At 42.1% G+C, this 26,056-nt stretch carries 29 protein-coding genes, 1 tRNA gene and 1 other annotated feature; of the genes, 17 read left to right on the top strand and 13 right to left on the bottom strand.

Translation table 11 applies throughout. The annotated features are described in order from the left end of the window. Positions 1-94: 94 nt before the first annotated feature. Positions 95-1,159 carry an iron-containing alcohol dehydrogenase family protein gene (locus IGJ25_RS16020; RefSeq protein ID WP_016609917.1) on the bottom strand — a complete coding sequence of 355 codons (1,065 nt, stop codon included), beginning with the start codon at positions 1,157-1,159 and terminating at the stop codon, positions 95-97. Between the two features lie 162 nt (positions 1,160-1,321). Next, entirely contained in the window at positions 1,322-1,840 is a 519-nt protein-coding gene (gene msrA, locus IGJ25_RS16015) for a peptide-methionine (S)-S-oxide reductase MsrA (RefSeq protein WP_005227878.1), read from the bottom strand. 128 nt (positions 1,841-1,968) lie between these two features. Here msrA and IGJ25_RS16010 point away from each other — a divergent pair, with 128 nt between their 5' ends. The 7 genes from IGJ25_RS16010 (at position 1,969) to upp (ending at position 8,605) form a co-directional block, all read left to right on the top strand. After that, positions 1,969-2,550: a GNAT family N-acetyltransferase gene (locus IGJ25_RS16010; RefSeq protein ID WP_081116874.1), complete on the top strand. Its 582-nt coding sequence runs from the start codon at positions 1,969-1,971 to the stop codon at positions 2,548-2,550. A gap of 135 nt (positions 2,551-2,685) precedes the next feature. Further along, on the top strand, positions 2,686-3,270 hold the full coding sequence (locus IGJ25_RS16005) for a thymidine kinase (protein WP_005227882.1): 585 nt from the start codon (positions 2,686-2,688) through the stop codon (positions 3,268-3,270). 3 nt (positions 3,271-3,273) lie between these two features. Then, positions 3,274-4,347 carry a peptide chain release factor 1 gene (gene prfA, locus IGJ25_RS16000; protein ID WP_005227884.1) on the top strand — a complete coding sequence of 358 codons (1,074 nt, stop codon included), beginning with the start codon at positions 3,274-3,276 and terminating at the stop codon, positions 4,345-4,347. After that, on the top strand, positions 4,340-5,197 hold the full coding sequence (gene prmC / locus IGJ25_RS15995; RefSeq protein WP_225001287.1) for a peptide chain release factor N(5)-glutamine methyltransferase: 858 nt from the start codon (positions 4,340-4,342) through the stop codon (positions 5,195-5,197). Before prfA ends, prmC begins: the two co-directional genes overlap by 8 nt. Positions 5,198-5,372: 175 nt before the next feature. Further along, positions 5,373-6,401 carry an L-threonylcarbamoyladenylate synthase gene (locus IGJ25_RS15990; protein ID WP_005227888.1) on the top strand — a complete coding sequence of 343 codons (1,029 nt, stop codon included), beginning with the start codon at positions 5,373-5,375 and terminating at the stop codon, positions 6,399-6,401. 81 nt (positions 6,402-6,482) lie between these two features. Beyond that, positions 6,483-7,727, top strand: coding sequence for a serine hydroxymethyltransferase (gene glyA, locus IGJ25_RS15985; protein WP_005227890.1), 1,245 nt, complete (start codon positions 6,483-6,485; stop codon positions 7,725-7,727). Positions 7,728-7,975: 248 nt separating this feature from the next. Further along, positions 7,976-8,605 carry a uracil phosphoribosyltransferase gene (gene upp / locus IGJ25_RS15980; protein WP_005227894.1) on the top strand — a complete coding sequence of 210 codons (630 nt, stop codon included), beginning with the start codon at positions 7,976-7,978 and terminating at the stop codon, positions 8,603-8,605. 173 nt (positions 8,606-8,778) lie between these two features. Here upp and IGJ25_RS15975 read toward each other — a convergent pair whose 3' ends face one another. Next, on the bottom strand, positions 8,779-9,015 hold the full coding sequence (locus IGJ25_RS15975) for a hypothetical protein (protein WP_005227896.1): 237 nt from the start codon (positions 9,013-9,015) through the stop codon (positions 8,779-8,781). Between the two features lie 126 nt (positions 9,016-9,141). Between IGJ25_RS15975 and IGJ25_RS15970 the strand changes: the two genes are divergently transcribed. Continuing rightward, positions 9,142-9,214: transfer RNA gene (locus IGJ25_RS15970), tRNA-Thr, on the top strand. A 102-nt stretch (positions 9,215-9,316) separates the two neighbouring features. Here IGJ25_RS15970 and IGJ25_RS15965 read toward each other — a convergent pair. Genes IGJ25_RS15965 through IGJ25_RS15935 form a run of 7 tightly spaced genes read right to left on the bottom strand, consistent with a single transcriptional unit; the run spans position 9,317 to position 15,414 of the window. Continuing rightward, positions 9,317-9,832 carry a YjbQ family protein gene (locus tag IGJ25_RS15965; protein ID WP_005227898.1) on the bottom strand — a complete coding sequence of 172 codons (516 nt, stop codon included), beginning with the start codon at positions 9,830-9,832 and terminating at the stop codon, positions 9,317-9,319. 4 nt (positions 9,833-9,836) lie between these two features. After that, entirely contained in the window at positions 9,837-10,529 is a 693-nt protein-coding gene (locus tag IGJ25_RS15960; RefSeq protein ID WP_249850389.1) for a triose-phosphate isomerase, read from the bottom strand. Continuing rightward, positions 10,529-11,377, bottom strand: a complete 849-nt coding sequence (locus IGJ25_RS15955; protein WP_225001289.1) for a class II fructose-bisphosphate aldolase — start codon at positions 11,375-11,377, stop codon at positions 10,529-10,531. Before IGJ25_RS15955 ends, IGJ25_RS15960 begins: the two co-directional genes overlap by 1 nt. A gap of 12 nt (positions 11,378-11,389) precedes the next feature. Beyond that, positions 11,390-11,674 carry a PTS sugar transporter subunit IIB gene (locus IGJ25_RS15950; protein ID WP_015510443.1) on the bottom strand — a complete coding sequence of 95 codons (285 nt, stop codon included), beginning with the start codon at positions 11,672-11,674 and terminating at the stop codon, positions 11,390-11,392. 15 nt (positions 11,675-11,689) lie between these two features. Further along, complete coding sequence (locus IGJ25_RS15945; protein WP_225001290.1) at positions 11,690-13,027, bottom strand: PTS galactitol transporter subunit IIC; 1,338 nt, start codon at positions 13,025-13,027, stop codon at positions 11,690-11,692. Between the two features lie 15 nt (positions 13,028-13,042). Next, entirely contained in the window at positions 13,043-13,498 is a 456-nt protein-coding gene (locus tag IGJ25_RS15940; protein ID WP_005233600.1) for a PTS sugar transporter subunit IIA, read from the bottom strand. Between the two features lie 2 nt (positions 13,499-13,500). Further along, the gene (locus IGJ25_RS15935; RefSeq protein WP_413118905.1) at positions 13,501-15,414 is read right to left on the bottom strand and encodes a BglG family transcription antiterminator; all 1,914 of its coding nucleotides are present in this window, start codon (positions 15,412-15,414) and stop codon (positions 13,501-13,503) included. A 483-nt stretch (positions 15,415-15,897) separates the two neighbouring features. Here IGJ25_RS15935 and IGJ25_RS15930 point away from each other — a divergent pair, with 483 nt between their 5' ends. The 6 genes from IGJ25_RS15930 (at position 15,898) to IGJ25_RS15905 (ending at position 20,800) form a co-directional block, all read left to right on the top strand. Beyond that, positions 15,898-17,082 carry an FtsW/RodA/SpoVE family cell cycle protein gene (locus IGJ25_RS15930; RefSeq protein ID WP_010749084.1) on the top strand — a complete coding sequence of 395 codons (1,185 nt, stop codon included), beginning with the start codon at positions 15,898-15,900 and terminating at the stop codon, positions 17,080-17,082. A gap of 9 nt (positions 17,083-17,091) precedes the next feature. Further along, a complete protein-coding gene (locus IGJ25_RS15925) occupies positions 17,092-17,469 on the top strand; it encodes an arsenate reductase family protein (RefSeq protein ID WP_010749085.1) in 378 nt (125 codons plus the stop codon). Next, a complete protein-coding gene (locus tag IGJ25_RS15920) occupies positions 17,451-17,789 on the top strand; it encodes a glycine cleavage system protein H (RefSeq protein WP_010749086.1) in 339 nt (112 codons plus the stop codon). The genes IGJ25_RS15925 and IGJ25_RS15920 overlap by 19 nt, the downstream gene beginning before the upstream one ends. 77 nt (positions 17,790-17,866) lie before the next feature. Beyond that, positions 17,867-18,116: a binding site (T-box leader), on the top strand. A 71-nt stretch (positions 18,117-18,187) separates the two neighbouring features. After that, the gene (locus IGJ25_RS15915) at positions 18,188-19,222 is read left to right on the top strand and encodes a methionine ABC transporter ATP-binding protein (RefSeq protein ID WP_005227918.1); all 1,035 of its coding nucleotides are present in this window, start codon (positions 18,188-18,190) and stop codon (positions 19,220-19,222) included. Continuing rightward, entirely contained in the window at positions 19,215-19,901 is a 687-nt protein-coding gene (locus IGJ25_RS15910) for a methionine ABC transporter permease (RefSeq protein WP_081116877.1), read from the top strand. The genes IGJ25_RS15915 and IGJ25_RS15910 overlap by 8 nt, the downstream gene beginning before the upstream one ends. 44 nt (positions 19,902-19,945) lie before the next feature. Further along, positions 19,946-20,800 (top strand): MetQ/NlpA family ABC transporter substrate-binding protein, encoded by an 855-nt coding sequence (locus IGJ25_RS15905; RefSeq protein ID WP_010749087.1) that lies wholly within the window; start codon positions 19,946-19,948, stop codon positions 20,798-20,800. 38 nt (positions 20,801-20,838) lie between these two features. Here the strand turns inward: IGJ25_RS15905 and IGJ25_RS15900 are convergent, their stop codons facing one another. The 3 genes from IGJ25_RS15900 to IGJ25_RS15890 all read right to left on the bottom strand — a co-directional run bounded on the left by IGJ25_RS15900 (position 20,839) and on the right by IGJ25_RS15890 (position 23,385). After that, the gene (locus IGJ25_RS15900) at positions 20,839-21,888 is read right to left on the bottom strand and encodes a helix-turn-helix domain-containing protein (protein ID WP_225001292.1); all 1,050 of its coding nucleotides are present in this window, start codon (positions 21,886-21,888) and stop codon (positions 20,839-20,841) included. 248 nt (positions 21,889-22,136) lie between these two features. Beyond that, positions 22,137-22,454, bottom strand: coding sequence for a DUF960 domain-containing protein (locus IGJ25_RS15895; RefSeq protein ID WP_005227922.1), 318 nt, complete (start codon positions 22,452-22,454; stop codon positions 22,137-22,139). 316 nt (positions 22,455-22,770) lie between these two features. Next, positions 22,771-23,385 carry a 50S ribosomal protein L25/general stress protein Ctc gene (locus tag IGJ25_RS15890; protein WP_005227923.1) on the bottom strand — a complete coding sequence of 205 codons (615 nt, stop codon included), beginning with the start codon at positions 23,383-23,385 and terminating at the stop codon, positions 22,771-22,773. A 300-nt stretch (positions 23,386-23,685) separates the two neighbouring features. On the opposite strand from IGJ25_RS15890, the gene IGJ25_RS15885 reads away from it, so the two are divergent. The 3 genes from IGJ25_RS15885 (at position 23,686) to udk (ending at position 25,807) form a co-directional block, all read left to right on the top strand. Further along, positions 23,686-24,402, top strand: a complete 717-nt coding sequence (locus tag IGJ25_RS15885; protein WP_005227924.1) for a 16S rRNA pseudouridine(516) synthase — start codon at positions 23,686-23,688, stop codon at positions 24,400-24,402. A gap of 14 nt (positions 24,403-24,416) precedes the next feature. After that, entirely contained in the window at positions 24,417-25,100 is a 684-nt protein-coding gene (locus IGJ25_RS15880; RefSeq protein WP_016609901.1) for a YjjG family noncanonical pyrimidine nucleotidase, read from the top strand. An 83-nt stretch (positions 25,101-25,183) separates the two neighbouring features. Continuing rightward, positions 25,184-25,807, top strand: a complete 624-nt coding sequence (udk, locus tag IGJ25_RS15875; protein WP_005227927.1) for a uridine kinase — start codon at positions 25,184-25,186, stop codon at positions 25,805-25,807. The last annotated feature ends 249 nt before the right edge of the window (positions 25,808-26,056 follow it).

The raw sequence follows: 26,056 nt of genomic DNA, 5'->3' as shown, positions 1-26,056 counted from the left end.
CTACTGCGTGTCTGTTTGATCAAATAAAAAAACTGTTTCCGAAGTGCATTAGAGAAACAGTTTTTTTATATAGTTGTTTAGCAATGTGTAAGGTTTACAGCGCCTCCACCGCTTCGATCGCCTGATAGACTTTTTCGGGTGTGATCGCAGGATCGATCAAAATAAAGGTTTCTTCTTCTTTGACAGCATAGGTCAGAACCGAGGCGAAGTAATCCCGATCAAGGCGTGTCACGTGGAGATCCTTCAGCTTCATTGGCAAGTGCAAAGCTTCGTAAAATGGCCGTAATTCTTCAATCACATCAAAATCATTGGTATAGGCAAGCTGGACCCAAATGCAGTAGGCGACTTTATTGCCGTGCAAGACACTATGGGTCTCACTCAAATAAGACAAGCCGTCATGCAGCGCATGCGCACCAGACGTGCGGCCAAATTCGACTGCAAAACCACCAACTTCGCCTGCCAAAGCAATGATCGCATCGGTGATACGGGCGAAGGCGGGGGTCAGCTGCCCGACTTCTAGGTCTTTGACGGCTTGGATCGCATCGGCAATCAACAAGTTTTTGATCAAAAGAGCGCTTTGGAAACCTAGCCGTACTAAGGCAGTCTTGTCGTCTTCTGCCATGTTGCGGACGATGGCTTCCATTTCATAATATTTGGCTAACGTATCAGCGATCCCCGCGATAAAGTAATCAACGGGTGTAGCTAGTAAAAAACGGGTGTCGACGATCGTCATGTAGGCACCTTTTTTGGCATAGTCGATTTTACAAATCGTATGATCAGGGTAATAGGCGACGATCACAGGGGTAAAGGGTGCACAGTTAGAAACCAATGTAGGGATCACGATCAATTCTGCGCCAAGGGTTTGGGCGGTGATTTTTGCTGTATCAGCGACTTTGCCGCCGCCGATTGCCACCACGGCATCCGCTTGCTGGATCGCTTCAGCTAAGGCTTGCGCATTTTCATAACTCGATGATCCATCGTAGCGGTAGATCGGGTAGTCAAATGAATGGGGGTAATAGGCTGAAAACACATCGAATGACTGCTCCCCAGTGATCACAGCAACTTCTTGGAACTCACTTAAGTACTCTGGCAAATCAGCTAAGACCCCATCGCCAGTAATATACCGATTAGGACCTGGACGGACTTCATTGGCTAACATCAAACAAACACTCCTTTATAATCGTCAGAATTTTCTAATCAGTGTATCGCGAAAATGCCCTGACTGTCAATTTCCTTTTGGCAAAAGAAACAGAAAACAGCCGATCTGCCTTGAGAGCAAATCGGCTGTTAATGATGAATCGGGAGGCATGCTCCAAAAATGTTAGGCCCAGTTTTGGCGAATAAAGCCAGCTCGTCCTGAGCCTTCGCTATAAGCATTGTAATGGGCTGCATTTTTTTTGTAAAAATCTTGATGGTAGTCTTCTGCAGGATAAAAAGGTTCTGCTGGTTCGATCTTCGTTACGATCGGACGGTCAAAGCGGCCGCTAGCTTGCAACTGCGCCTTTGATTTTTCCGCAACCGCTTTTTGTTCTTCACTATTGTAAAAAATCACTGGACGATAGGAATCACCACGGTCGGCAAACTGACCAAACGCATCCGTGGGGTCTGTCTGCTGCCAATAGATGGCAACCAATTCTTCATAAGAGATGACCTCAGGATCAAAGGTGATCTCAACTGCTTCGGTGTGACCGGTGGTTCCTGTCGTTACTTGTTGGTAGGTTGGGTTAGGCACATGGCCGCCAGTAAAGCCAGAAACCACTTTGAGGATGCCTGGCTGCGAGTCAAAAGGTTTCACCATGCACCAAAAACAACCGCCAGCAAAAATTGCCGTATCTTTCATAGGTATTCCTCCTTTGCTTCTATGGTATGCTTCTAGTAGAGAAAAACAAGAGATATGCTTGTAAGAAGGAAAAAAGCAGAAAATGAGTTCTTTACGAGAAAACAAAATGAGAAAGAGAGGCACAACCAATGTTAGATAAATCAATTCCATATGCAGAAATCTGGATGAAACGAGCGCACAAAAGCACACCGATCCAGCCTGTTCAATCCGATAACTATTCATTACGCAGCTACCAAGCAGGAGACGAAAGGCACTGGGCACGGATTGAAACATCCGTCGGAGAGTTTGACAATGAGGCCGAGGCATTTGCGTATTTTGAAAAGGAATTTATGCCCGAGCAAGCACAGCTAGGCCAACGAATGTTTTTTGCCCTTGATCAATCAGGTACACCGGTCGGTACGGCTACCGCTTGGAAAAAAGCCAAGCAAGACGGCACACCGGTTCCACTAGTCCATTGGGTAGCAGTAATGCCGCAAGCTCAACGTCAAGGAATCGCTCGCGGCTTGGTCACGCAAGTCGTTTCTGTCTTGGAGGCAGCCAACGAGCCGATGTATCTTCATACGCAAACCTGGAGCCATGCAGCAATCACGCTGTATCAGCAGCTCGGATTTGTGATCATTGCAACGGATATCAATGGGAATGAAAATCCAGAATATCCGCTGGCTTGTCAAGTATTGGCAGAAGTTGCTCAAAAAGCCAGAAACGAGTAAGAGATGGCGGCGGCAAAAATCCGTTAATTTTTCGTAAAACTCTTGCGTAAAAGGCGGCAGGTGTCGAATTTAAGTCTGTAAAAATTCTCCTTTTTCAAGTATAATACCAAAGGAGTATGAGGAAGGATGGGCGAGATGGCACAGCTTTTTTTTAAATATGGCGCAATGAATAGTGGGAAAACGATCGAGATACTGAAAGTTGCTCACAACTATGAAGAACAAGACAAACCAGTCGTGATCATGACAAGTGGATTGGACACGAGAAGCGGTGTGGGAAATGTTTCGAGCCGCATCGGCTTAGAACGAGACGCGATCCCGATTTTTGATGAAACGGATCTGTTCCATTTGATCAAAGACCTCGGTTACAAACCTTATTGTATTTTGATCGACGAAGCACAGTTCCTAAAGAAGCATCACGTGCTGGCTTTCACCAAAATCGTGGACGAGCTAGGTATCCCTGTGATGGCCTTTGGTTTGAAAAATGATTTCCGCAATGAATTATTTGAAGGCTCAAAATACTTGCTGCTTTACGCAGATAAAATCGAAGAGATGAAAACCATCTGCTGGTTCTGTCATAAAAAAGCAACCATGAACTTGCACTATATCGACGGAAAACCCGTTTACGAGGGCGACCAAGTACAAATCGGCGGTAACGAAGCGTATTATCCTGTTTGCCGCAAACATTACTTTCACCCGGGAATGAAAAAAGAAGGAGAATAATCAATGTACGATCAGTTACAAGCAATCGAAGACCGTTACGAAGAATTAGGCGAATTACTTAGTGATCCAGCCGTGATCTCTGACACCAAACGCTTCATGCAGCTTTCAAAAGAAGAAGCCAATACACGGGAAACGGTGGAAGTCTACCGTCGTTACAAAGAAGTCGTTGAGGGAATCAAGGATACCGAAGAAATGCTTGGGGAAAACCTTGATGCGGAAATGGCAGAGATGGCCAAAGAAGAACTCTCTGACTTGAAAAAAGAAAAAGATGTTTTAGAAGAACGCATCAAAATCTTGTTATTGCCAAAAGATCCGAATGATGACAAAAACATCATCATGGAGATCCGTGGTGCAGCAGGCGGCGATGAAGCAGCCTTATTTGCTGGCGATCTTTTCAATATGTATCAAAAATATGCGGAAAACCAAGGCTGGAAAGTCGAAGTCATGGATGCCAACGTCACTGGGATCGGCGGCTACAAAGAAGTCATCATGATGATCACTGGCGACAACGTCTTTTCAAAATTGAAATATGAGAGCGGCGCCCACCGAGTGCAGCGGGTACCGTCTACCGAATCACAAGGCCGAATCCATACGTCTACGGCAACGGTCGTGGTTATGCCCGAAGCTGAAGAAGTCGAAATCGATATCGCAGACAAAGATATTCGGACCGATATTTACCATGCCTCTGGTGCTGGTGGTCAGCACGTCAACAAAACAGCTTCTGCTGTTCGTCTGACGCACTTGCCAACAGGGATCGCTGTTGCGATGCAAGATGAGCGTTCACAGCTGAAAAACCGTGAGAAAGCGATGAAAGTCTTGCGGGCACGGGTCTATGACCAAATGCAGCAAGAAGCACAAAGCGAATACGACGCAAACCGTAAATCAGCAGTGGGTACCGGCGATCGTTCTGAACGGATTCGCACCTATAACTTCCCGCAAAACCGCGTAACAGATCACCGTATCGGGTTGACTATTCAAAAATTGGATCAAATTTTAGCTGGAAAACTCGATGAAATTGTTGATGCACTGATCGTTTACGATCAAACATCAAAATTAGATGAGATGCAAAATGGCTAAAACCTATCGAGAAGTCCTTTCACGGGCTTCTTCTTTTTTAGAAACGAAAGGGCTGGACGGGTATGCGATCCAATACCTGTTTTTACAGCGAAAAAACTGGCAGCAACTCGATTGGCTGCTGCATATGGACCAACCCATCTTAAGGGAAGATGAGGCACAGATCGCAGCAGATCTTGAACAGCTGTTGCAGCATGAACCACCGCAATATTTATTAGGGTATGAAGAATTTTATGGGCATCGCTTAAAAGTGACCCCTGCAACCTTGATCCCGCGTCCAGAAACCGAAGAGCTGGTGGAAAAGTGTTTGGCAAAATTACCAGCAGATCAGCCGCTGCGAGTCGTAGACATCGGCACAGGTACTGGAGCGATCGCCATTGCCTTGAAATTAGCACGTCCCCAGTGGACCGTAAGTGCCGTGGATCTTTCAGCAGAGGCATTAGCCGTTGCTAAAGAAAATGCGGCAACCTTAGACGCAGAGATCCGCTTTTTCCAAGGAGATACCTTAGAACCCGTGGCAGATCAGCAATGGGATCTGATCGTTTCCAACCCGCCGTATATCAGCGCTGAAGAGTGGCCGCTGATGGATATCAGCGTAAGAGAAAAAGAGCCTAAAATGGCGCTTTTTGCACAAGAACAAGGATTGGCGATCTATAAGCAATTGGCACAGCAAGCACCGAATTGTTTGGCGCCTAACGGGCAAATGGCGCTAGAAATCGGCTTTCAGCAAGGATTAGCTGTTCAACAGCTTTTTGCAGCCGCTTTTCCCAACAAAGAAGTCACTGTAGTAAAAGATCTTGCGGGTCAAGACCGGATGGTGTTCGTCAGTCATCCACAAGATGTGGATAAATAAATTTTTTTGCTACAGAAAAATTGCAAAAACCTTATGAAATGAACGACTTCTAAATAAACCGAGTTATAAACAGGGTTATCCACACTTGACAAACGACTTATCCACAAAATGTGGAAAAGAAACGAGAAAATGTTGATAAGTGTGGAAACTTCTCAAAAAAGGATGTGGATAAATTGTGGAAACAAAAATTTTTGATCAAACACAGTTGAACGAAGCAGCAGCTATTTTAGCTGAGGGGGGATTGGTGGCGTTCCCGACGGAAACCGTCTATGGACTAGGGGCTAGCGCGCTTTTGCCCACGGCTGTTGCGCAAGTATATCAAGTCAAAGGGCGACCTAGTGACAACCCTTTGATCGTTCATATTGCCGAGCCAGAGCAGTTGGAACCGTTTGTGGATAACAAGCATCCTTTTGCTGATAAATTGATGGAAACTTTCTGGCCTGGGCCCTTAACCTTGATCTTTTCGATCAAAAAAGACAGTTTACCTAGCATTGTTACTGGCGGCTTATCCACAGCGGCTTTTCGGATGCCAAACAACACCAAGACGTTAGCGTTGATCAAACAAGCCCAACAGCCATTGGTTGGCCCTAGCGCGAATACTTCTGGTAAACCAAGCCCAACATCAGCTGCGCATGTTCAGCATGATCTGGCAGGCAAAATCGCTGGCATCTTGGATGATGGGGTGACGCAGATCGGTGTCGAATCAACGGTCTTAGATTTGAGTGACCCAACGGCGCCGCCGATCATCTTACGTCCTGGTGCGATCTCTAAAGAACAGCTTGAAGCAGTTTTACAAACAAAAGTCCTCGTCGATCAGCACTTAGTAACAGAAAGTGAAGCACCCAAAGCGCCGGGCATGAAATACAAGCACTATGCACCGAATACCAATGTCCTGATGGTCAATGACCAAGATTGGCCGGCAGCCATGGCTTGGGCAAAAGAACAACAGTTTAAGGTAGGGGTTTTAGCTGGACCAACGATCGCCGAGCAAGTCCGCTTTGAAGCTGCAGCCATCTATTTATTTTTTGATGACAGTGTGGAAGCCGCGACAAAAGGGCTGTTTGCTGGTTTACGGGCGTTAGATGAATCGATTGCTGAGTTAGATGTCTTATTTGCACCCACGTTTCCAGAAAGCGGCTTAGGGGCTGCTTATATGAATCGGTTGAAAAAAGCTGCAAATCAAAGTTTCTTTCAAGAAAATTAGCAAAAAACCAGAATTCATTATAGGTAGCTTATGAAGAAATGTGATACAATGCTACCATTAAGGTAAAGGGGTGTTGTAAGCATGGATTATCAAACGTTTGATCCCGAATTGTGGCAAGCGATCGAAAAAGAAACGAATCGTCAACAAAACAATTTGGAATTGATTGCGTCTGAAAATATCGTTTCAGAAGGTGTAATGGCTGCGCAAGGTAGTATTTTGACAAATAAATACGCTGAGGGTTATCCAGGTCGTCGTTACTATGGCGGTTGTGAATTTGTTGATGTGGTAGAAAACTTAGCAATTGAACGGGCGAAAAGTATTTTCGGTGCGGCATATGCCAATGTTCAACCGCATTCTGGTTCTCAAGCCAACACAGCAGCTTATTTAGCGTTGATCGAAACAGGCGATACAGTATTAGGGATGGATCTTTCCGCAGGCGGTCATTTGACTCATGGCTCACCAGTGAATTTCAGCGGCAAGACCTATAATTTTGTTAGTTATGGTGTTGATCCTGCAACAGAAGTCATCGACTACAATGTCGTTCGTATTTTGGCGCGTAAGCATCAACCGAAACTGATCGTTGCTGGTGCCAGTGCTTACTCACGTACGATCGATTTTGCGAAGTTCCGTGAAATCGCTGATGAAGTTGGCGCAAAATTGATGGTGGATATGGCGCATATCGCTGGTTTAGTAGCGGCTGGTCTTCATCCAAACCCAGTTCCTTATGCGGACATCACGACTTCTACGACCCATAAAACATTACGCGGCCCTCGAGGCGGCTTGATTTTAACAAATGATGAAGACTTAGCGAAAAAAATCAATAGTGCCGTTTTCCCTGGTATCCAAGGCGGCCCATTAGAGCACGTGATCGCAGCGAAAGCTGTTGCTTTTAAAGAAGCACAAGATGAGTCGTTCAAAGAGTACTCTGAGCAAGTCATCCGCAATGCACAAGCAATGGCGAAAGTCTTCAACCAAGCACCACAAGCCCGCTTGGTCTCTGGTGCAACAGACAATCACCTATTATTGATCGATGTGCGCGGCTTTGATTTGAACGGCAAAGAAGCAGAAGCTTTGCTGGATCAAGTCAATATCACCGTCAATAAAAACTCGATTCCTTTCGAATCACTAAGTCCTTTCAAAACGAGTGGGATTCGCGTGGGGACACCAGCGATCACTAGTCGTGGCTTTAAAGAAGAAGATTGTGTCGAAGTGGCGAAATTGATCGTCAAAGTTTTAGAAAAACCAAATGATGAAGCCGTTTTGGCAGAAGTCACGGCGCAAGTCAAAGAATTGACGGACAACTATCCACTTTATAAAAATAAATAAAAGGGGACTGTGACAGAAGTTAAGGTCAGACAAGACGTCTCAAGCGTTTTTCCTGCGCTACAGCTCTTTGATCACCGAAAGTGAAAAAGGGGCTAGAATGAACGCAGAGGCGTGTTATATGCCGTCTTGTCTCCTTCCTTCTAACACAATCCTTTTTTTGAGGAAAAGCAGTATTGCCTGTGGCAGATGGTTGTAACAAGAGCCGATTTGCTTTAAAATAAGAGAAAAACCAAAGGAGATTTTTTTAAATGGGTAAATTTCAAGTAATCGATCACCCGCTGATCCAACACAAATTAACAATGATCCGCGACAAGAACTGTGGAACAAAGGTTTTCCGTGAAGTTGTTAATGAAATCGCAATGTTGATGGCGTATGAAGTGTCTCGCGACATGCCGCTTGAAGATCTAGTGATTGAAACACCAATTGAAGAATCAACACAAAAAACACTATCTGGTAAAAAGGTAGCGATCATTCCGATCCTGCGTGCAGGTCTAGGCATGGTTGATGGTATCCTTGAATTGATCCCAGCCGCAAAAGTTGGTCATATCGGGATGTACCGTGATGAAGAAACGCTAGAACCACACGAATACTTCGTAAAATTACCTGAAGACATCGATGAACGTCAATTATTTATCGTTGACCCAATGTTAGCTACGGGCGGTTCAGCGATCATGGCGATCGACGCACTGAAAAAACGCGGCGCTTCAAACATGAAATTCGTCTGCTTAGTTGCTGCACCAGAAGGCGTGAAAGCATTGCAAGATGCCCATCCAGATGTTGACATCTATACTGCAAATCTTGATGAACGCCTAAATGAACACGGCTATATCGTTCCTGGTTTGGGCGATGCCGGTGACCGTCTATTCGGTACAAAATAAATCAATACAAATAAGACAAAGGCAACTGAAGTTTTGCCTCGTCAATGATGCCATGGAAGAAGATCGACAGCCAAAACGGTTCGATCGGTTATCCATGGCTTTTTTTAGCTTTTCATAAAATCAGACAATGAAAAAAGGAGAAAATCAACTGATTTTCTCCTTACATAAACGGGTTATAGTTTGGTTAATTGTTTGTAATTGATGATCAATACACCATTACTTTGCGAAACTAATTTCTGGTTTTCTGGGGTTTCGTTCAGCTCGACCACCGCAGAGTTTTTCAACTGCTTTGTGATGGTACCAGTTTGTTTCTTCCCATGGAACGTGAACATGACAGGAGTAGCGACCTCAAACGTTGAACCTTCTTGTGACGGGACAATTGTTGTTTCGAATTTACCAAATGTTGCCATGTAAAAACCTCCTTGATACTTCTATTATATCACAATTTTCGGAAAATTTCAGTAAGTAGATTTTTTTCAGCAGACCTCTTTACAAAACAACCGTTTTTGCATATAATTTTCTTTGTGCCATACAACGCCAGCTTAGCTCAGTTGGTAGAGCAACGCACTCGTAACGCGTAGGTCACAGGTTCGAATCCTGCAGCTGGCATAAGAAATGAAAAACCATGAATCTTCTTTTAGAGGATTCATGGTTTTTCTTTTGCATGCGATAAGTAATCTCAATTTTTTCTGGTTTACCCGGTAACTGTTTTTATTCGCCCATTAGCATTACATGGCATGTCCTATTTCGCACACGATTTTGATCGAAATCAACAAAATAGATATAGCCTACGGAACCGATCTCTAGCTTGCCGTTACTTAAAATAAAGCTTTCGCTTGCACCGAAAAAACTCGAGCGAATATGTGCATCGCCGTTTAAAATCGTTGCTGGATCTGTTGGGTAGTTTGGATCGTCCAGACTCATCAAAAATTCTAAATGCTTTGGTCCAGGATAACGGTAATCGGTATTTTCTGATAACTCACGAGGAATAATCTTATCGAGAATTCGGTTTAAATCAACTTGAAGAAATTCATCTCCGTTAAAGTCTGTATCATGCATGTATTCTTCAAAGATAACCGAACAGGTCGTATGAGGAGACTGTACGAGACAGATTCCATTTGAAATTCCACTTTTTTCAACCATCGTTTTCACTTCTTCTGTGATGTTGTGGTAAGACACTCGATTCCCGTTAGAAGTTAACGTCAGTTGCTCTTTTAAAAATTTCACAGTGTTAATCCTCCTTTTTATACTTCACCGCTTGTTTGATCATTTCTGTAAGGGTTTGAACTGGATCTTCTGCTTGCACAATGCCGCTTGTCCCCCCAGTGCCATCAGCCCCTGACGACAAAGCTTTTTCAACATCGGCAGCACTAGATATACCAGCTGCCTGCAGAATTAGGATTTCTGGATCAATTTCACGAACAACACGATTTGTTTCCGTCATGTATTGAAGATCACTGGTTTGTCCTGTCCCAATTAGTTCTGTTGGCTCGCAAACCATCACATCGGGTTTTAGGGAAGCTGCGGCTCTTGCTTCAGTCAATGAATTCGCACAAACAATTGTTAAAATTCCCAATTCATTTGAGCGTTGCATCGCTTTAGTCAGTTCTTGCAATGTCATGGGGTGTTCAGCATGGTTTAAAAAGGTAGCTTCAGCACCGGCTTCTGCCACTGCTTCGGGTAAAACATAACCCATTCCTCGACCGATTTCGATTCCGTCTAAATGTTGAACAGTGATGAATAAATGTGTTGTTGCCTGTTTAATTAGAGAAACGTCTGCTTGTTGCACAGTAAATAGAATGTCGATGTCATATAAAGACGACAACTCATCAGCAGCTTTTGCCAATGCCAATGCTTGTTTTCCATAAAGATAGGCTTTGGGATTGACGACAAAGAATGGCGTTCTTAAAGTTCTTTTTTTCATTAGCTTTCTCCTTCACGATAAGATTTGGTATGAAAGACTGTAAAATAGTGCTCGAGTGTCTTGGACATTCCATTGCTTGCTGAGTGAAGTAGATCGAAATAGTCATTTGGTTGATTTTTGTGAATTTCATTCATAGCAGCAGTGACGAAGTCCGTAAAAATATTTATTTTACGGATACCTTCTAAGGCACATTTTTCAAGGTTTTCATCGCCAGAAGAGGATCCGCCATGCAGAACAAGAGGAACATTGACGGCATGGTGTATTTCATTTAAAACGTCAAAATTTATTTTGGGTATCCCTTGATAATGTCCGTGAGAGGTGCCAATAGAAACTGCCAACGAATCAACACCGGTTAATTTGGCAAATGCAACAGCCTCAGAAGGTTCTGTGTAAATAGATTGACTATTTAGGGCTGATTCCAGACTGTTTTCCGACCCAACGTGCCCGATTTCCGCTTCAACAACGACACCATTTTTATGAGCGTAATCGGCGATCTCCTTTGACCGACGGACATTTTCTTCGAATGACTCCTCAGAAGCGTCAATCATTACGGAAGTAAAACCTAAATGAATGGCTCTTTTGATGACCTCTTCATCGGTACCGTGATCTAGGTGCAGAGCGATAGGTGTAGTGCTTTTTTTTGCTAAAAATTTTCCAATCATGGCAGCCTCTTCTAAAGTCAACATGTTCATATGGGATTGAGCGAAGGCCAATATCAAAGGTTTGTTCAAACTTTCAGCAGTTTCCGCGTATGTTCTTGCACTAGTTAAGTCGAAAAAATTTGCTGCGGGTAATGCATAGTTGTGTTTTTCTGCATGTGCGAATAGTTCTTTTGTTGTGACCAACATAGGGCATTCTCCTTACTCTTTGATTTTCTTTTCGATTTCCGCGTACATCTCTTCTGTACCAATCCCTGTTAAGAGCGGTAGCCCCATAATTACACGATCTTTGATTGAGTCTGGAACAACCGTTGTACTCACCACGATGTCATAGTTATCAATTTTATTCATCTCATCTGCCACTTTGGATTGATACAGTTTCACTTGATCAGTTAATCCTTTTTCTTTCAGCCATTCTTTTACCTTATTTGTTACAATCGTTGAAGTTGCAACACCTGTGCCACACATAATCAGTAATTTTTTCATTATCATTTCCTCCTATTATTTCGATGTTTGTTTCTTGGGACGAATTTTATTTACATAAATCAATCCAAACAAAACAGAGACGCCAATTATGGCTAAACCGCCCCAGCTTAATATTTTGGTTAAGCCGACATAAAGGAATGTGGTCCATAAACCACCTTCAGCCATAGCAGTGATCATAGAGTTTCCTTGTAGATCAAAGTTTGCGGATCGAGCAGCAGTAGTGACAAGCGGTGCTGCCCACGAAGTAATATATAGAATGCTTACCATATAAATCGTTCCAGCAATTACTGTTCGAATGATGTTTCCTCCAAAAATAGCAGCCATCAAGCAAATCAGAAAGGGAATAGTTGCTAAATCACCAAAAGGCAAGGTCGTATTGCCTGGTAGAACTACGGCTAACAAAATAGTGATCGGAACTAAAAGCAATGAGGAAGATAGGACAGCTGGATGACCAACCGATAATGCTGCATCCATACCGATGTAAAGCTCTCTTCCAGGAAACCGTTTTTTGACGAATTCATTTGCAGATTCAGAAATAGGCGTTAGACCTTCCATCAGTAAAGCCACCATTTTGGGCATCAAAACCATCACAGCGCCTGTTTGGACGGCTAATTGGCCGACCCCTGCTGTGTCATATCCGGCAAGTATTCCCATGATGAGACCAATCAAAAAGCCCATAACAGTAGAGTCGCCAAAGACACCAAATTTTTTCTGAATGGTTTCTGGATCTGCTTTCCAATCTTTTAGTCCTGGAATATGATCAAAGAGCCAATTCATCGGTAGTGCAAAGATGAATCCTGGTGCGGCGGTACCATGAGGAAAAGTAATATTAGGAAACCCGTAGAACTTATTAATGATCGGACCTAAAATATCTCCCATTAAAAGAATCATCATCAAATAGATGACGGTCGCCGCGATCCCCATTGCAAAATCTCCAGTGAGGGCATAAATCAGAGAAGAGATGAAGGCTGCGTGCCAAATATTCCAAATATCTACATTCAATACTTTAGTCAGCCCTAAAATGATGAGTAGAACATTTAGGACCACACCAATCGGAATCGCAAGACTTCCTAAAATCGTCCCGTAAGAAATTGCCGCTGCGGCAGGCCATCCGACATCAATCGTTGTCAAATTTAATCCTAAACGTTCGACCATATGCTGTGCTGCGGGACCCAAACTGCTGCTTAGAAGGTCAATCACCAAATTCAATCCAACAAACCCAACACCAACAGTTAAAGCTGAAGTAAAGGCTTTGCTAGGTTTTGTCCCCAAAATTATTCCAAAAATAAAAATTAAAATCGGCAAAACAACGATTGAACCTAGATCAACGAACCACTGTAATGCATTTAACATAATTGTTCCTCCTTTTTATTGCAGTCCATTTTTTTCAATAATCGAAAGATACGCTTCTTTAGTCGTTACTGAGGATAGGGCTTCCAAAACCCCTGGTGTTTGAAACATAGAGATAAGATTTTGCAGCATACCCAATTGCTCATGTGGTTCCTTCAGTGCAAGCATGAACAACAGGGATACATCGATTTTCTTTTCTTGTGAACCCATTTCAATAAATGAAAGGGGAGAGGCAAGTGACATAAAAGCGACTTGGGATCGTAAAACAAATTTGCTGTCCGTGTGTGGGATCGCTACCCCAATGCCGTTGATTTTTAAACCTGTAGGAAAGGTTTCTTCTCGCTGTACGATATTTTGATAGAACTGATCATTTACACAATGAGTTTTGATGAGTTCGTCTGCTAATAGTCGAAAAGCTTCCTCTTTTGTTTTAGAATCTTTTTCAAGTAACACGATTTGGTGATCAAAAAACATGATCAATTTCCTCCTCTTAACAATCTTTGATACAGTTCTTCTTGCGTTTGACTATTAACGATCCATTGAATTTCTTCGGCTGAGTTAAACAATCCGTAAATCGAAGCGATCAACTCTTTTGCCTCGATCATGTTTTCTTCAGCAATCGCAAGCAAAACAATTAGTTGGATTTTTGTGTCTCCCCAAGTAATTGGCGCATCGAGGGTGAGAAAAGCAAGTTTTGTTTCTTTCACTGTATGTGGATCAGCATGTGGAATGGCTACTCCCGTCTTTAATCCAGTGCTTCCTAGTTCCTCTCGTTCAAATAGAGAATGCTTAAATTTTGTTGTAACAAGCTTTTTTTTCAGATAATCATCTGCTAAAAAATCCAGTACATCTTTTTTTGTTCGAAACTTTTTTTTGACAAAAAGGAAAGTAGGATCTAAATATTTTTGTAATAAAGTCGTTTTCTGGTATTTTTTTGAGTAAAAATTTTTCTCATTCTCATTAAGATTAGATATCTTTGCTGAGATTCTTCCTATTTCTTCGGTAGTAGGAAGCGGCGAAATATAAATAACTGGCGGTGCTGTAATGTCCAATGGAATAGTTGATATGATCAGATCAACAGTCTCAAGAGATGTACTGGCCAGTTTACTTAAAGGAATGATCTCCAATACGGTATCAGCAGCGATCGTCTGTTTGATACGGTTAAAAATCAACTCCGATGTAGCAAAACCTGATTGGCAAACAATTAGTATATGGTTAGTAATTTTTATCTTTTCAAAGGCTAACTGAAAATGGATCGTCAGAAAAGAGACTTCGTCTTCTGTTAATGAGATTTGAAATCGCTCCTCCAAATCTCCAATTGCATATTTGGTCAATGTATACATTGTTGAGTATTGTTTTTTGATACTTTTTATCAGTGGGTTTTTCAATAAAATGCCTGTCTTTGATCGATGGATCATGGGAACGATATGAGCCAATAATGTTTGCAGTAATAATTTATCTTGTGTCAGATCTGCGTTTAACATATGTGACATTTTTTGAATAATTTGTTTCGTACAATTTGTGATAATAGATTCGTGAGGCTCATCCATTTGTCCAAAAGGTTCGATACCGTGTGCTAATAACAGGGAACATACATATTGAATATCTGTATCACTAAATTGAACAGGTAGTTGCTGTTGGATCATTTCAGAAAAATCGACCGCGATCATATAGAATTTCATTCGTCTAAGTTCGTCAAATACTAGATGCTCTTGTTTTTCAATGTGTTTATCTATAAGAAGTCTTGAAAGAAAAATTCGCAATGAAAGCTTCAAGGATTCAATAGAATAATTATTGACTGGATGACCGATTGTTTGAGTCATATCTGAGACAAATTTCTTCGTTAATTCAAGTACCTTAGAGTCAAAGAGATTGCTCACCAAAAGATTTTCACTGGCTTTGGCGTCGGTATACTGCTCTAAAAAAGATTTGAATACGTTTTGAGTAGCAGATTCAACTGAGGTTAGCTTGAGTCCACTAGTAGTCATTTTTGTAGATACGTGATGGAATCGACAGAAAGCAACGATTTCATCAACATCTTTCTTTATTGACTGGTTGCTAATATAAAAATATTCAGAGAATTCCTGATAGTGCATTGGCTTTACTGAAAACAGATAGTTAGCGAAAATAAAGATTTTACGATAATTAGGTGAAAATAGTTCGAGTTTAGTCTCTTTTTTTGCTAACAATCGATAACCATTCTGTTTCGCTGATTCAAAACCAGATAAAAAGATTCCTTTTCTTGGTACTTTTTTGATAGCTAGTCCCGAATCTTTTAGTTTCTTTTCTAAAGTCGTTAAATTGTTATAAACCGTTTTTTGGGATACATTTAACTGCTTTTGAAAAAAAGATGCAGGGCGAAACTCCTTTTGTTCTAATAGCAATTGCAACAGTAGCTGTTCTCAATTACTTAAAATCATTGGTTCACCTCCGGAAGCGCTTCCTTAATTGTATTCTAGTGAAATTATATGGTGGCGTAAATAACATTTCATTACCACATTAATGTGGTAAATACGATTGTCGTATATCAATTTATATTTTGTAAAAAGTAGTCATTTGTTGCTATTTATTTGAAACGAAAACTAGGCGGGGATCTATCATGGAGTTAAAGTTGCTTTATTCTGTTACATAGAGCAAAGATTTATCAAAAATAAAGAAGAATACATAGAATAAGGTATTTGATTAATAAGAAGAATGGACGAATTCAGCGATTATTTCGTTGTAATTCTAAACAATTTTGGATTGTTTTTAACCCTCTTTTCCCGAAAATCATTAAAGTTTCTAAATTTTTTGTGAATGCTCATGGACAATCCTTTCTTTTCTCCTCAATTATCACTATAATGGATAAAGATTCTACAGAAGAGAGTGTGGACATGGAAAATTCACGAATAAAAACGAACGATAATCGAATTGACTACGGTGTGATTCTACCCGTATTTTTATTATGTCTGATTGGTTTGGCGTCCCTGTATGTGGCGCTGACACACGATCCGAATAACCCGAATATGCTGCGAATGTTAGGGTTTCAAGCTTTATGGTATGTGTTAGGCGTTGTTGCCGTGATCATTATCATGCAGATCAAATCAAAATGGCTCTGGAAATTGACGCCCTATATTTATGGGGCTGGGCTAGCCGTTATGCTGGCGCTGCTGAAATTTTACAACCGGACGATGGCTGCCTCGACAGGGTCGAAAAACTGGTTTAGTTTTGGTCCTTTTACCTTGCAGCCTTCAGAATTGATGAAGATCGCCTATATCATGATGTTGGCGTTAGTCGTCACGCAGCACAATGTCAAGCATCGGGAACGGGATCTGAAAACAGATGGGTTACTGATTGCAAAAATGTTGGCCGTCACGATCCCAGTCCTGATCCTGATCACCTTACAAAATGACTTTGGTACGATGTTGGTCTTTCTAGCGATTTTCGGTGGGGTCTTCTTGATGTCAGGAATCTCATGGCGAATCATCGTGCCAGTGATTGCGGCATTTGTGATTCTCGGCGGTGGAACGATTTTCTTAGTGACTACCGATGTTGGTCGCGAGTTTTTGTACAATACAGGAATCTTTAAAGAATACCAATTCGCCCGTATCGATTCGTGGCTAGATCCTTTTCATGATACCCAAGGGCAATCCTTCCAATTGGCGTATGCTCTGATGGCGATCGCCTCTGGTGGGATGTTCGGGAAAGGATTTAATGTCAGCGATGTGTATGTACCAGTCCGAGAATCCGATATGATTTTTTCGGTGATCGGTGAGAATTTTGGGTTTATTGGCAGCGCGTTTGTCATTTTATTGTATTTTATTTTGATCTATCGAATGATCCGCGTATGTTTCGATACCAACAATGAATTTTATGCCTACTTGGCAACTGGGATCATTATGATGATTCTCTTCCATGTGTTTGAAAACATTGGCGCAAACATCGGTCTCTTACCGTTGACGGGGATTCCACTGCCGTTTATCAGCCAAGGAGGATCTGCCCTATTAAGCAATATGATTGGGATCGGTTTGATTTTATCGATGCGCTATCAAGCTGAGACCGCACCAAAAACACTTTAAGGAGTTCACATGATTACATTTTATTGGTACCCAAAATGCAGTACATGCCGAAATGCGAAGCGTTGGTTAGAAGAGCACGAGATTCCCTTTGAAGCGATCGATATGGTAGCTACACCGCCTCAACCGGAACAATTGCTGGCTTGGATCCAATCAAGCGAAGCACCGTTAACCCGTTTCTTTAACACAAGCGGCATGAAATACCGTGAATTACAATTAAAAGAAAAAGTGCCGACCATGACTGCCCAAGACGCAGCCGATGTGCTGGCAACCGATGGTATGTTGATCAAGCGCCCACTGCTGGTTAGCGGCGACCGCTTTTTGATTAATGGATTTAAAGAAAATGAATATGAAGGAGTCTTACTAGAATCATGGAAAAGAAATGCTTAAGAAAAAAAGATAATTTGTGGGTTTTGTTTAACGGGAAAGAATATTGTGTCGGTTTAACAAAAGAAGCGCAAGAAGAACTTGGTGCGGTCACGTTTGCTTCGATTCAAAAAGCAGGAACTGCTTTAAAACAAGGAGAGACCCTTGTTGAGCTGGAAGCGGAAAAAGCAGTCAGTGAATTTCCAAGTCCTTTGACGGGCGTGATTTCTTCCGTAAATGAAAAAATCGATCAATCGATTGATACCTTAAATGATGAAGACGAAATGAACGCTTGGCTGGTCAGCTTCAAAGAGGTTGACCCAAGTCAATTTGAAGCCTTGTAAGTCAAAGCTGTAAAAACGACTATTTTTTCAAAAAGAATTGACAGTCGGATAAGACGTTGCTATAATTTGCTCAATAAATGAATGCTTTGAAAAGAAGAGTACATGTTCTTAACGTACACAGAGAGCCCTGTTTGGTGCAAATGGGCAACGGAGAGAGGATGGAAGATGGTCTTTGAGCATGATAGGTGAGTGGAAACAAGCCTATCACGGGAGGCACCCGTTACAGTGCAGCAGTATGCGAAGCAATTCAAGTACTGAGCGAGGCTGTTGATGCGAATCGACAGTAAATCAAGGTGGTAACGCGGAAGTTGTGCTTTCGTCCTTTGTAACAGTATAATGTACAGAGGATGAAAGCTTTTTTTGTGTTTAACCAACCAAAGAGGAAAGATGGGAATAACATGGCATTAATCGAATTGTCGCATGTAAAAAAGTCATTCGGCAAAAAGCAAACGGCTGTCCACGCCGTCAATGATGTTTCACTGCAAGTGGAAAAAGGCGATATCTACGGAATCGTCGGTTACTCTGGTGCTGGGAAAAGTACATTAGTACGTTTGTTGAACGGCCTAGAATTGCCGACAGCAGGAGATGTAGTCATTAACGGTCAAAACATTTTGGCATTGAAAAACAAAGAATTGAGAAACTTCCGCAAAAAAATCGGCATGATTTTTCAGCACTTTAATCTTTTATGGTCTCGAACGGTGGCGGAAAACATTGAATTGCCATTGGAGTTGGCTGGCGTTGAAAAAGCAAAACGCCGTCAACGAGCGCAAGAGCTGATTAAATTAGTTGGGTTGGAAGGACGGGAGAATGCCTATCCGGCACAATTGTCTGGCGGACAAAAGCAAAGAGTCGGGATTGCTCGTGCACTAGCGAATGAACCAGAAATTTTGCTGTGTGATGAAGCAACGAGTGCGTTAGATCCACAAACAACAGAAGAAGTGTTGGATCTCTTGCTTTCCATCAATAAAAAATTGCATTTGACGATCGTCCTGATTACCCATGAAATGAACGTCATTCGCAAAATCTGCAATAAGGTCGCGGTGATGGAGCATGGGCAGATCGTGGAAGAAGGGTCAGTGCAATCGGTTTTCCGTAACCCACAGCAGGAAGTGACCAAACGTTTTGTTCAGCAAGATTTGGAGCCAGAAGAAGATGCTGAAGAATTACGGCAAGCCTTCCTACGAGAAAATCCGCAAGGGCATTTAGTGACCTTGACTTTTACACAAGACAACGCCAATGAACCAGTGATTTCACAAGCAATCCGTCGCTTCCAGATCGATGTCAATGTCGTTTACGGAAAGATCCAACAAACCAATGAGGGATCCTTTGGCGGCTTGACGGTTTTATTGACAGGTGAAGCAAGTGAGATCGAAAAAGCGATCGCCTTTTTCAAAGAGCAGCAAGTAGGCGTGGAGGTGATTGAACGTGGATAAGTCATTTGTAGAAACCTATTTTAATTTTGAAAAGGTCGACTGGACCAATATGCAGCAAGCAACCCTAGACACCTTGTTTATGACTTTCTTCTCCATGGTTTTAGTGGTCGTGATCGGTTTGCTTCTGGGATTGGCGCTTTATTCACTAGGGCGTAAACAAACAGCGGGAGCCAACATTTTCTATAACGTGGTTTCCATCATCAGTAACGCCTTTCGTTCAACGCCATTCATGATTTTGATGGTCTTGATCATTCCGTTTACAACATTATTAGTCGGTTCATTCCTAGGGGCAAAAGCAGCGATCCCAGCATTAGTTTTATCTGCGGCACCGTTTTATGCTCGGATGGTGGAAATTGCTTTTCGTGAAGTCAATCCTGGTGTGATTGAAGCAGCGGAAGCGATGGGTGCTAGTTACTGGGAGATCATCTACAAGATCGTGATTCCCGAAAGTGTTCCAGCATTGATTTCAGGACTGACGGTCACAACGATCTCAATGATTGGTTATACTGCCATGGCAGGCGCGATCGGTGCCGGTGGGCTAGGCGCTTTGGCTTGGCAAGAAGGATTTCAACGTGGGAATTACACTGTTACGCTTGTTGCAACAGTGATTATTTTAATTATCGTTTTCATTATCCAAGGAATCGGCGATTTCCTTGCGAAAGCCACCGATAAACGGTAAATGAAACGAAGAACAAAAAGTGGAAAATATGGGAGGAAATGGATATGAAAAAGATTTTTGGTATTGCAACAACCTTATTGTTAACTGCCGCTTTAGCAGCTTGTGGGACAGGCTCAAATTCAGGAAGCTCTGACTCATCTGCGGCTGAGGGAGAATCAACAAAATTAGTGATCGGTGCATCAGTTACGCCTCATGCGGAAATTTTAGAACAAGCCAAACCTTTACTAGCAGAAGAAGGCATTGATCTTGAAATCAAAACCTTCGATGATTATGTGTTGCCAAACAAAGCATTGGAAAATGGCGATATCGATGCCAATTACTTCCAACACATTCCTTACTTGAACAAACAAATCGCAGACAATGGCTATGATTTTGTCAATGCTGGTGCGATCCATATCGAGCCAATGGGTCTTTACTCAAAACGAATCTCTGATATTTCAGAACTAGAAGATGGTGCAACGGTTCTTACTTCCACTTCTGAATCTGACTGGGGTCGTATCCTAACGATTTTACAAGATGCTGACTTGATCACTTTAAAAGACGGCGTTGATACAGAAACGGCAACCTTTGATGATATTGCTGAAAATCCGAAAAACTTAGAATTTAAACATGACGTCGATCCATCTCTTTTGGCGACTGCTTATCAAAACGACGAAGCAGACCTAATTGCCATCAATGCGAACTTCGCATTCGGGATCGATTTGAACCCAGCGGATGATTCTGTTTTATTAGAAGCGGATAATTCGCCTTATGTCAACGTGATCGCTGTCCGCAGTGGTGACGAAGATAGCGACAAAATCAAGAAATTGATCGAAGTGCTGCATTCAGACGAAATCAAAGACTTTGTGGAAGAACAATGGCAAGGTTCAGTGAAAATCGTTGATGCTGACGCTAAATAATTCACTGCCAACTAAATGAACCTCAAAAGAGCGTGTCGCTACTGAAGCGGACGCTCTTTTTTTTGCGGAAAGGCAATGATCGGTTGGAAAAAAGAGAGCTCTTGCCAAATGCATTCATAGAGTAAGGGTAACTCGGGATGCTTTTTTAAGAGTTTTTCGTAATGGGGAAGCTGAGTCAAAAAAGCCTGGACCAAGCGTTGGGAACGTTCAGATAGGCAAGAATTTAGTGGCGGATAGACAAATAAATTGCCTTCCAGCAAGGCGCCCAAAAGATGGGCTTGGAAAATTTTCGACAAAAGCACTTCTAATGGCTGCTGGAGCGGATGCTCCGACAAAATCGGCGTGATGATTCGTCGCAAAAGGAAGGCTTCTTCTGTTGGCACATAAAAAGGCTCCAGTGCTAGCAGCTGTTGCCACAAAAATAAATAGCTGCGTTCACCAACTAAATAAAAACGCGGCACAAAACATGTTGGATAAACTTGCTGAGTAAACGTGGCGGGGGTGTTGGGATAAAAAGCGTTTGCCCGCAACTGATGAATCTGCTTCAGTTCTTGAAACGCTTGATTAGAAGAAAGCGTCGGGCTTGCTAAGAGGGTGAGTCGAAAAATCACATAGCGCTGCTGTTGCCGTTCATTACCAGTAATCAAAGGAAAACTGCGACGGTCGATCCTTAGATGATAAGGTGCCAAAAAAAAAGAAAAGGACAAAAAGCGCCGATGCAAACTGGAGGGGCTCAGGTAATACCGCTTGTGGAGGTCTGCAAAGGAAATGGTCGGCATTTTTAACAGTAACAAGAGCAACTGATAGTTTGTACTTTTATTAAACAATGCAGCAAGCATTTCTGTATGGGGGAAGTTTTTGCTGGCTAGGGGCTGCTGCAAATCATGAAAGGCACGAATGTGTCCTTGCTGCACATCATAATGGAAGGAAGGGTCCTCGTTTAAACAACTGGACAGTAGCCGACGGATCGTTTTGACGGAAAGATTTTGATCGGCAGCAGCTTTATTCAAAGGAAGGGGATTTTCGCTCAAGAGCATCGTGGACAGACGCAGCATTTGCATAATACCTTTTTCAAGGATATTTTTCAAAACTAGGCACCTCTTTCAGCTGAATTTTGCAACTGTCCTTATTATAAGGGAACTTCACACGTTATTTTAACACACAAAAAATAGTCAATAAAACGTAATAAAAAACGGGGGAGTCATTGGTTGCTTGCTCGAACCCTGTATAATATAGAATTAAATGAGAGGAAGGAATCAAAAAAAACCACCTTTTAAAATAAAAAGGGTGGTTTTTTATGTAAGTATCGTTATAAAAAGAGAAACACGAAGCGCTGTTAACGAGTCTCGCTAGGCAATAAAATCGTTTGCCGCTGCCCATCGTCATACACATAGACTTTTTGGGGATAGAGGTCGGAATAACGGTAAGGCAGATCAACGCCGAGTTCGATTTGACTTTGTGCTTGAGAAAAAAGCAGTGTGACACGACCGTGATTGTTTTGGACTTCAAAGGTGAGCAGATTTGTCAACGGAATAAACCCTTTTAAATCGAGATCGATGATTAACCAAATACTATCGATCAGTTCGCCAGGCAGTGTTTGAACAATCCCGCCAGAAGCGTAGCGGCTGCGGTGATCATCAAATGTTTCAAACATAAAAACCCCTCCTTCAAGTAGGCTTGCCAATAACATCAAATTTGTCTATTTATCATAATGAAGAACCGTCAAAAATGCAACTACTTCTGCTTTTCTTTTTGGGCAGCGACGCATTTTAACTATTTTCTTAAAAATTTGTTGGGTTGGCTGGACCAAGCTTTCCCATGGCGTCTTTCAGTGGAAAATAGTCAGTTGCAGCTCACCAGCTCTTCGTAAGAATGAAAAAGACTCTTAAAGGAAAAGCCCTTCAAGAGTCTTGCATTTCTTAGAAGTGTCTGTTGATTGAAGACGCGATCTTAAGAACGATGTTCTATGATTATTCTTCGTCTTCACCGATAACTGCTGGTTCAGCAGCTTCGCCAGCTTCTTCATCTTCAGAGATTTCTTGTGGTTCAGTAACCGCAACGATTTGTTCTTCTGGATCGGTCACGATCGTGTACTCGTCGTTCTTAGGCAGATCAGCCACTGTTAATGAATCGCCGATCTCTAATGACGTTACATCGATCTCAACACGTTCAGGCAATTTGTCTGGTGTTGCTGATACAACGACTGTATACAAGTTTTGTGCTAGAACACCACCAGCTTTGACACCAGCAGATTCGCCAATTAAGGTTACTTCTGCTTCTACTTCTGTTTCTTCATTCATATCGACAGATAGGAATTCAACGTGGGTTAAATTGCGTGTGAAGGTATCTGATTGATACTCTTTGATCAGTGTATTGACTTTTTTGCCTTCTAAACTGATCGTGATTACGGTATTCAATCCATTTTCACGCAAGATTTTTTCTAATTCTGCTGCATTGACAGCAATCGGTGTGCTTTCTACTTTGTACCCATTGACAATTGCAGGTACTTTTCCTTCGTGGCGCAACTTGTTCCGTAAAGAACGTGGGCGAACTTCTCTTTTCGTAACTTCTAATGATACTGACATAACTCAATTCCTCCTAAAATTTTCTCGTTAATAACGAGATTTTTTAAGCAAATTTTGTTAACTCTGCACATTAAGTGGTACGTGAGTGAAAACACGCAAAAGGGCAGTTGTGTACACAACTGCCCCAGAAAGTTTTGGTTCAACTTTTCTCCACCAGGTCATAACGCTGTGTATGAGAAACTATATTTACTTTACTCTTTAACCTTACGCAAAAAGACAAAGAAAGTCAAATCATTTGAAATCCTGGCAGTTTTCTTTCGCTAGATCCTGAGCTATAATAGCCACTATGGAGAAAAATTTATGCGTTTAGATAAAGTGATCGAGCAACAATTGAATACTTCTCGTAAAGAGATGAAACGGTTGTTTCAGCAAGGAAAAGTCCTCGTGGATCAAAGGATTGAAGGGCGACCTGAGCGCAATGTCGATAGCGCCATCCATCAAATCATCGTTGCGGGACGTCAGTTGGAGACGCAGGAACGCTATTATATCGTCAACAAGCCCAATGGTGTCGTTACAGCGAATGTTGATCAACAGCACCAGACAGTGATCGATTTGATTGCACCAAAGGACCAGCACCCAGATCTTTATGCCGTCGGTCGATTGGATCGGGACACGGAAGGGTTGGTATTAGTTACGACGAATGGTCAGTTAGGCTATGACTTGCTGCATCCTACGAAAAAGGTGACCAAGCGATATGAAGTGGTGGTCAATGACTTGGTGACTCCTGAAGATGTGGCGGCATTTGCCACAGGGATCACCTTTCATGGTGGTGTCACTTGCAAACCAGCTGCCCTAACGATCATCGATGCCCGAGCGGCTCGTTCCTTTGTTTCGTTAGAAATTGCTGAAGGCAAGTTCCATCAAGTGAAAAAGATGTTTTTAGCCCGAGGGAAAAAAGTCATTCAGCTGAAACGAACAGCGATGGGTTCGCTGGTTCTACCAGATGATTTAGCAGTGGGGAGTTATCGCTCGCTGACGCAAGAAGAATTAAAAGGACTGGCGGCGCATTTCCGCTGAGAAAGAGGGAGAAAATGAAGTATAAAACATTATTATTTGATGTCGATGACACGATCCTCGATTTTCAAGATACCGAAGATCAAGCCTTAAAAGCACTATTTGAAGCTCATGGCTTGGAAATGACCCCAGAGCGCAAACAAAGCTATCAAACGATCAATCATGATTTGTGGCAGCAGTTTGAGCAAGGGAAAATCACGAGAGACCAAGTCATCAATGAGCGTTTCGGTTTGTTTTTTGAAACGCAAGGCATTCAGGTCGATAGTCCAGCAGTTGAATTGGCCTATCGGGAATTTCTAAATGAAGGACATAAACTGTTAGACAACAGTGATGAGATCTTAGCGGAGTTGGCGCAGCATTTTGACCTATATGTGGTGACGAACGGGGTTTCTGAAACCCAATATCGCCGCTTGGAAGATGCCAAATTAAAGCCGTATTTCCGTGATATTTTTGTTTCAGAAGATACAGGGTATCAAAAACCAATGAAAGAATATTTTGACTATGTGTTTGCTCGCATACCAAACGTTAAAAAACAAGAAACAGTCATCATTGGCGATTCACTGACTTCAGATATCTTAGGCGGACAACTGGCAGGGATCGATACGATTTGGTTCAATCCAAAGAAAAAAAACAGTGGTGAGATTCAGCCTACTTATGAGATCGAACGTTTGCAGCAATTACTTCCTTTATTGCAGCACTGATTCTACAGAAACAGTAGTAATTTGCCGAATTTTCGCTATAATAGAACCAGTGTGAATTTTTTAAGATGAAAGAGGTTAATTGAATGACGAATGGCAAGCCCATTATTATTGGTGTGACAGGTGGATCAGGTAGTGGAAAAACAAGCGTGAGTCGGGCGATCTTTAATCATTTCCCCAACCATTCTATTATGATGCTTGAACAAGATTCCTACTATAAAGACCAAAGTGATCTGAGCTTTGAAGAACGGTTGAACACCAACTATGACCATCCTTTTGCATTTGATACTGATTTGTTGATCGATCACTTGCAACAGCTGCTTGCATATCAAACGATCGAAAAACCCGTCTATGATTATGTTGCGCATACCCGCAGCGAAGCAACGATCATTCAAGAACCCAAAGAAGTCATTATCTTGGAAGGGATCTTGATTCTAGAAGATGAGCGATTGCGTAATTTAATGGATATTAAACTTTATGTTGATACAGACGATGATATTCGAATCATTCGCCGAATCAAACGTGACATGGAAGAACGTGGCCGGACATTGGATTCTGTGATCGAACAATACTTGACGGTGGTAAAACCGATGTATCATCAATTCATCGAACCGACCAAACGGTATGCCGATGTCATCGTACCAGAAGGCGGCGAAAACCACGTAGCCATCGATTTGATTACGACCAAAGTAGCGACCTTCTTATCCTAAGTTTTTTTATCCATCAATTGGAATGTTTCTATTTGAAAAGTAACAATTGATTCATGAAAAACTGCTGATAGGCACTCTTTCTTGAGAAATGCTTATCAGCAGTTTTAATTTTATAAAAAACAGTAGTATTCCGACTAAATTTATGGTAAAGTAATCCTCATGCGACGAGTCGAGAAGGTCTAGCATTAGCTGACCAGATTGATAGCAGAGGCACACCGCGTAAGCAACCTACCGGATTTGTAGGGTGTC

The sequence above is a fragment of the Enterococcus sp. DIV0240d genome, from assembly GCF_051711245.1.
Lineage (GTDB): Bacteria > Bacillota > Bacilli > Lactobacillales > Enterococcaceae > Enterococcus_D > Enterococcus_D casseliflavus.
The sequence above is the reverse complement of the archived record's forward strand: the minus strand, read 5'-3'. Positions and strand labels throughout refer to the sequence as shown.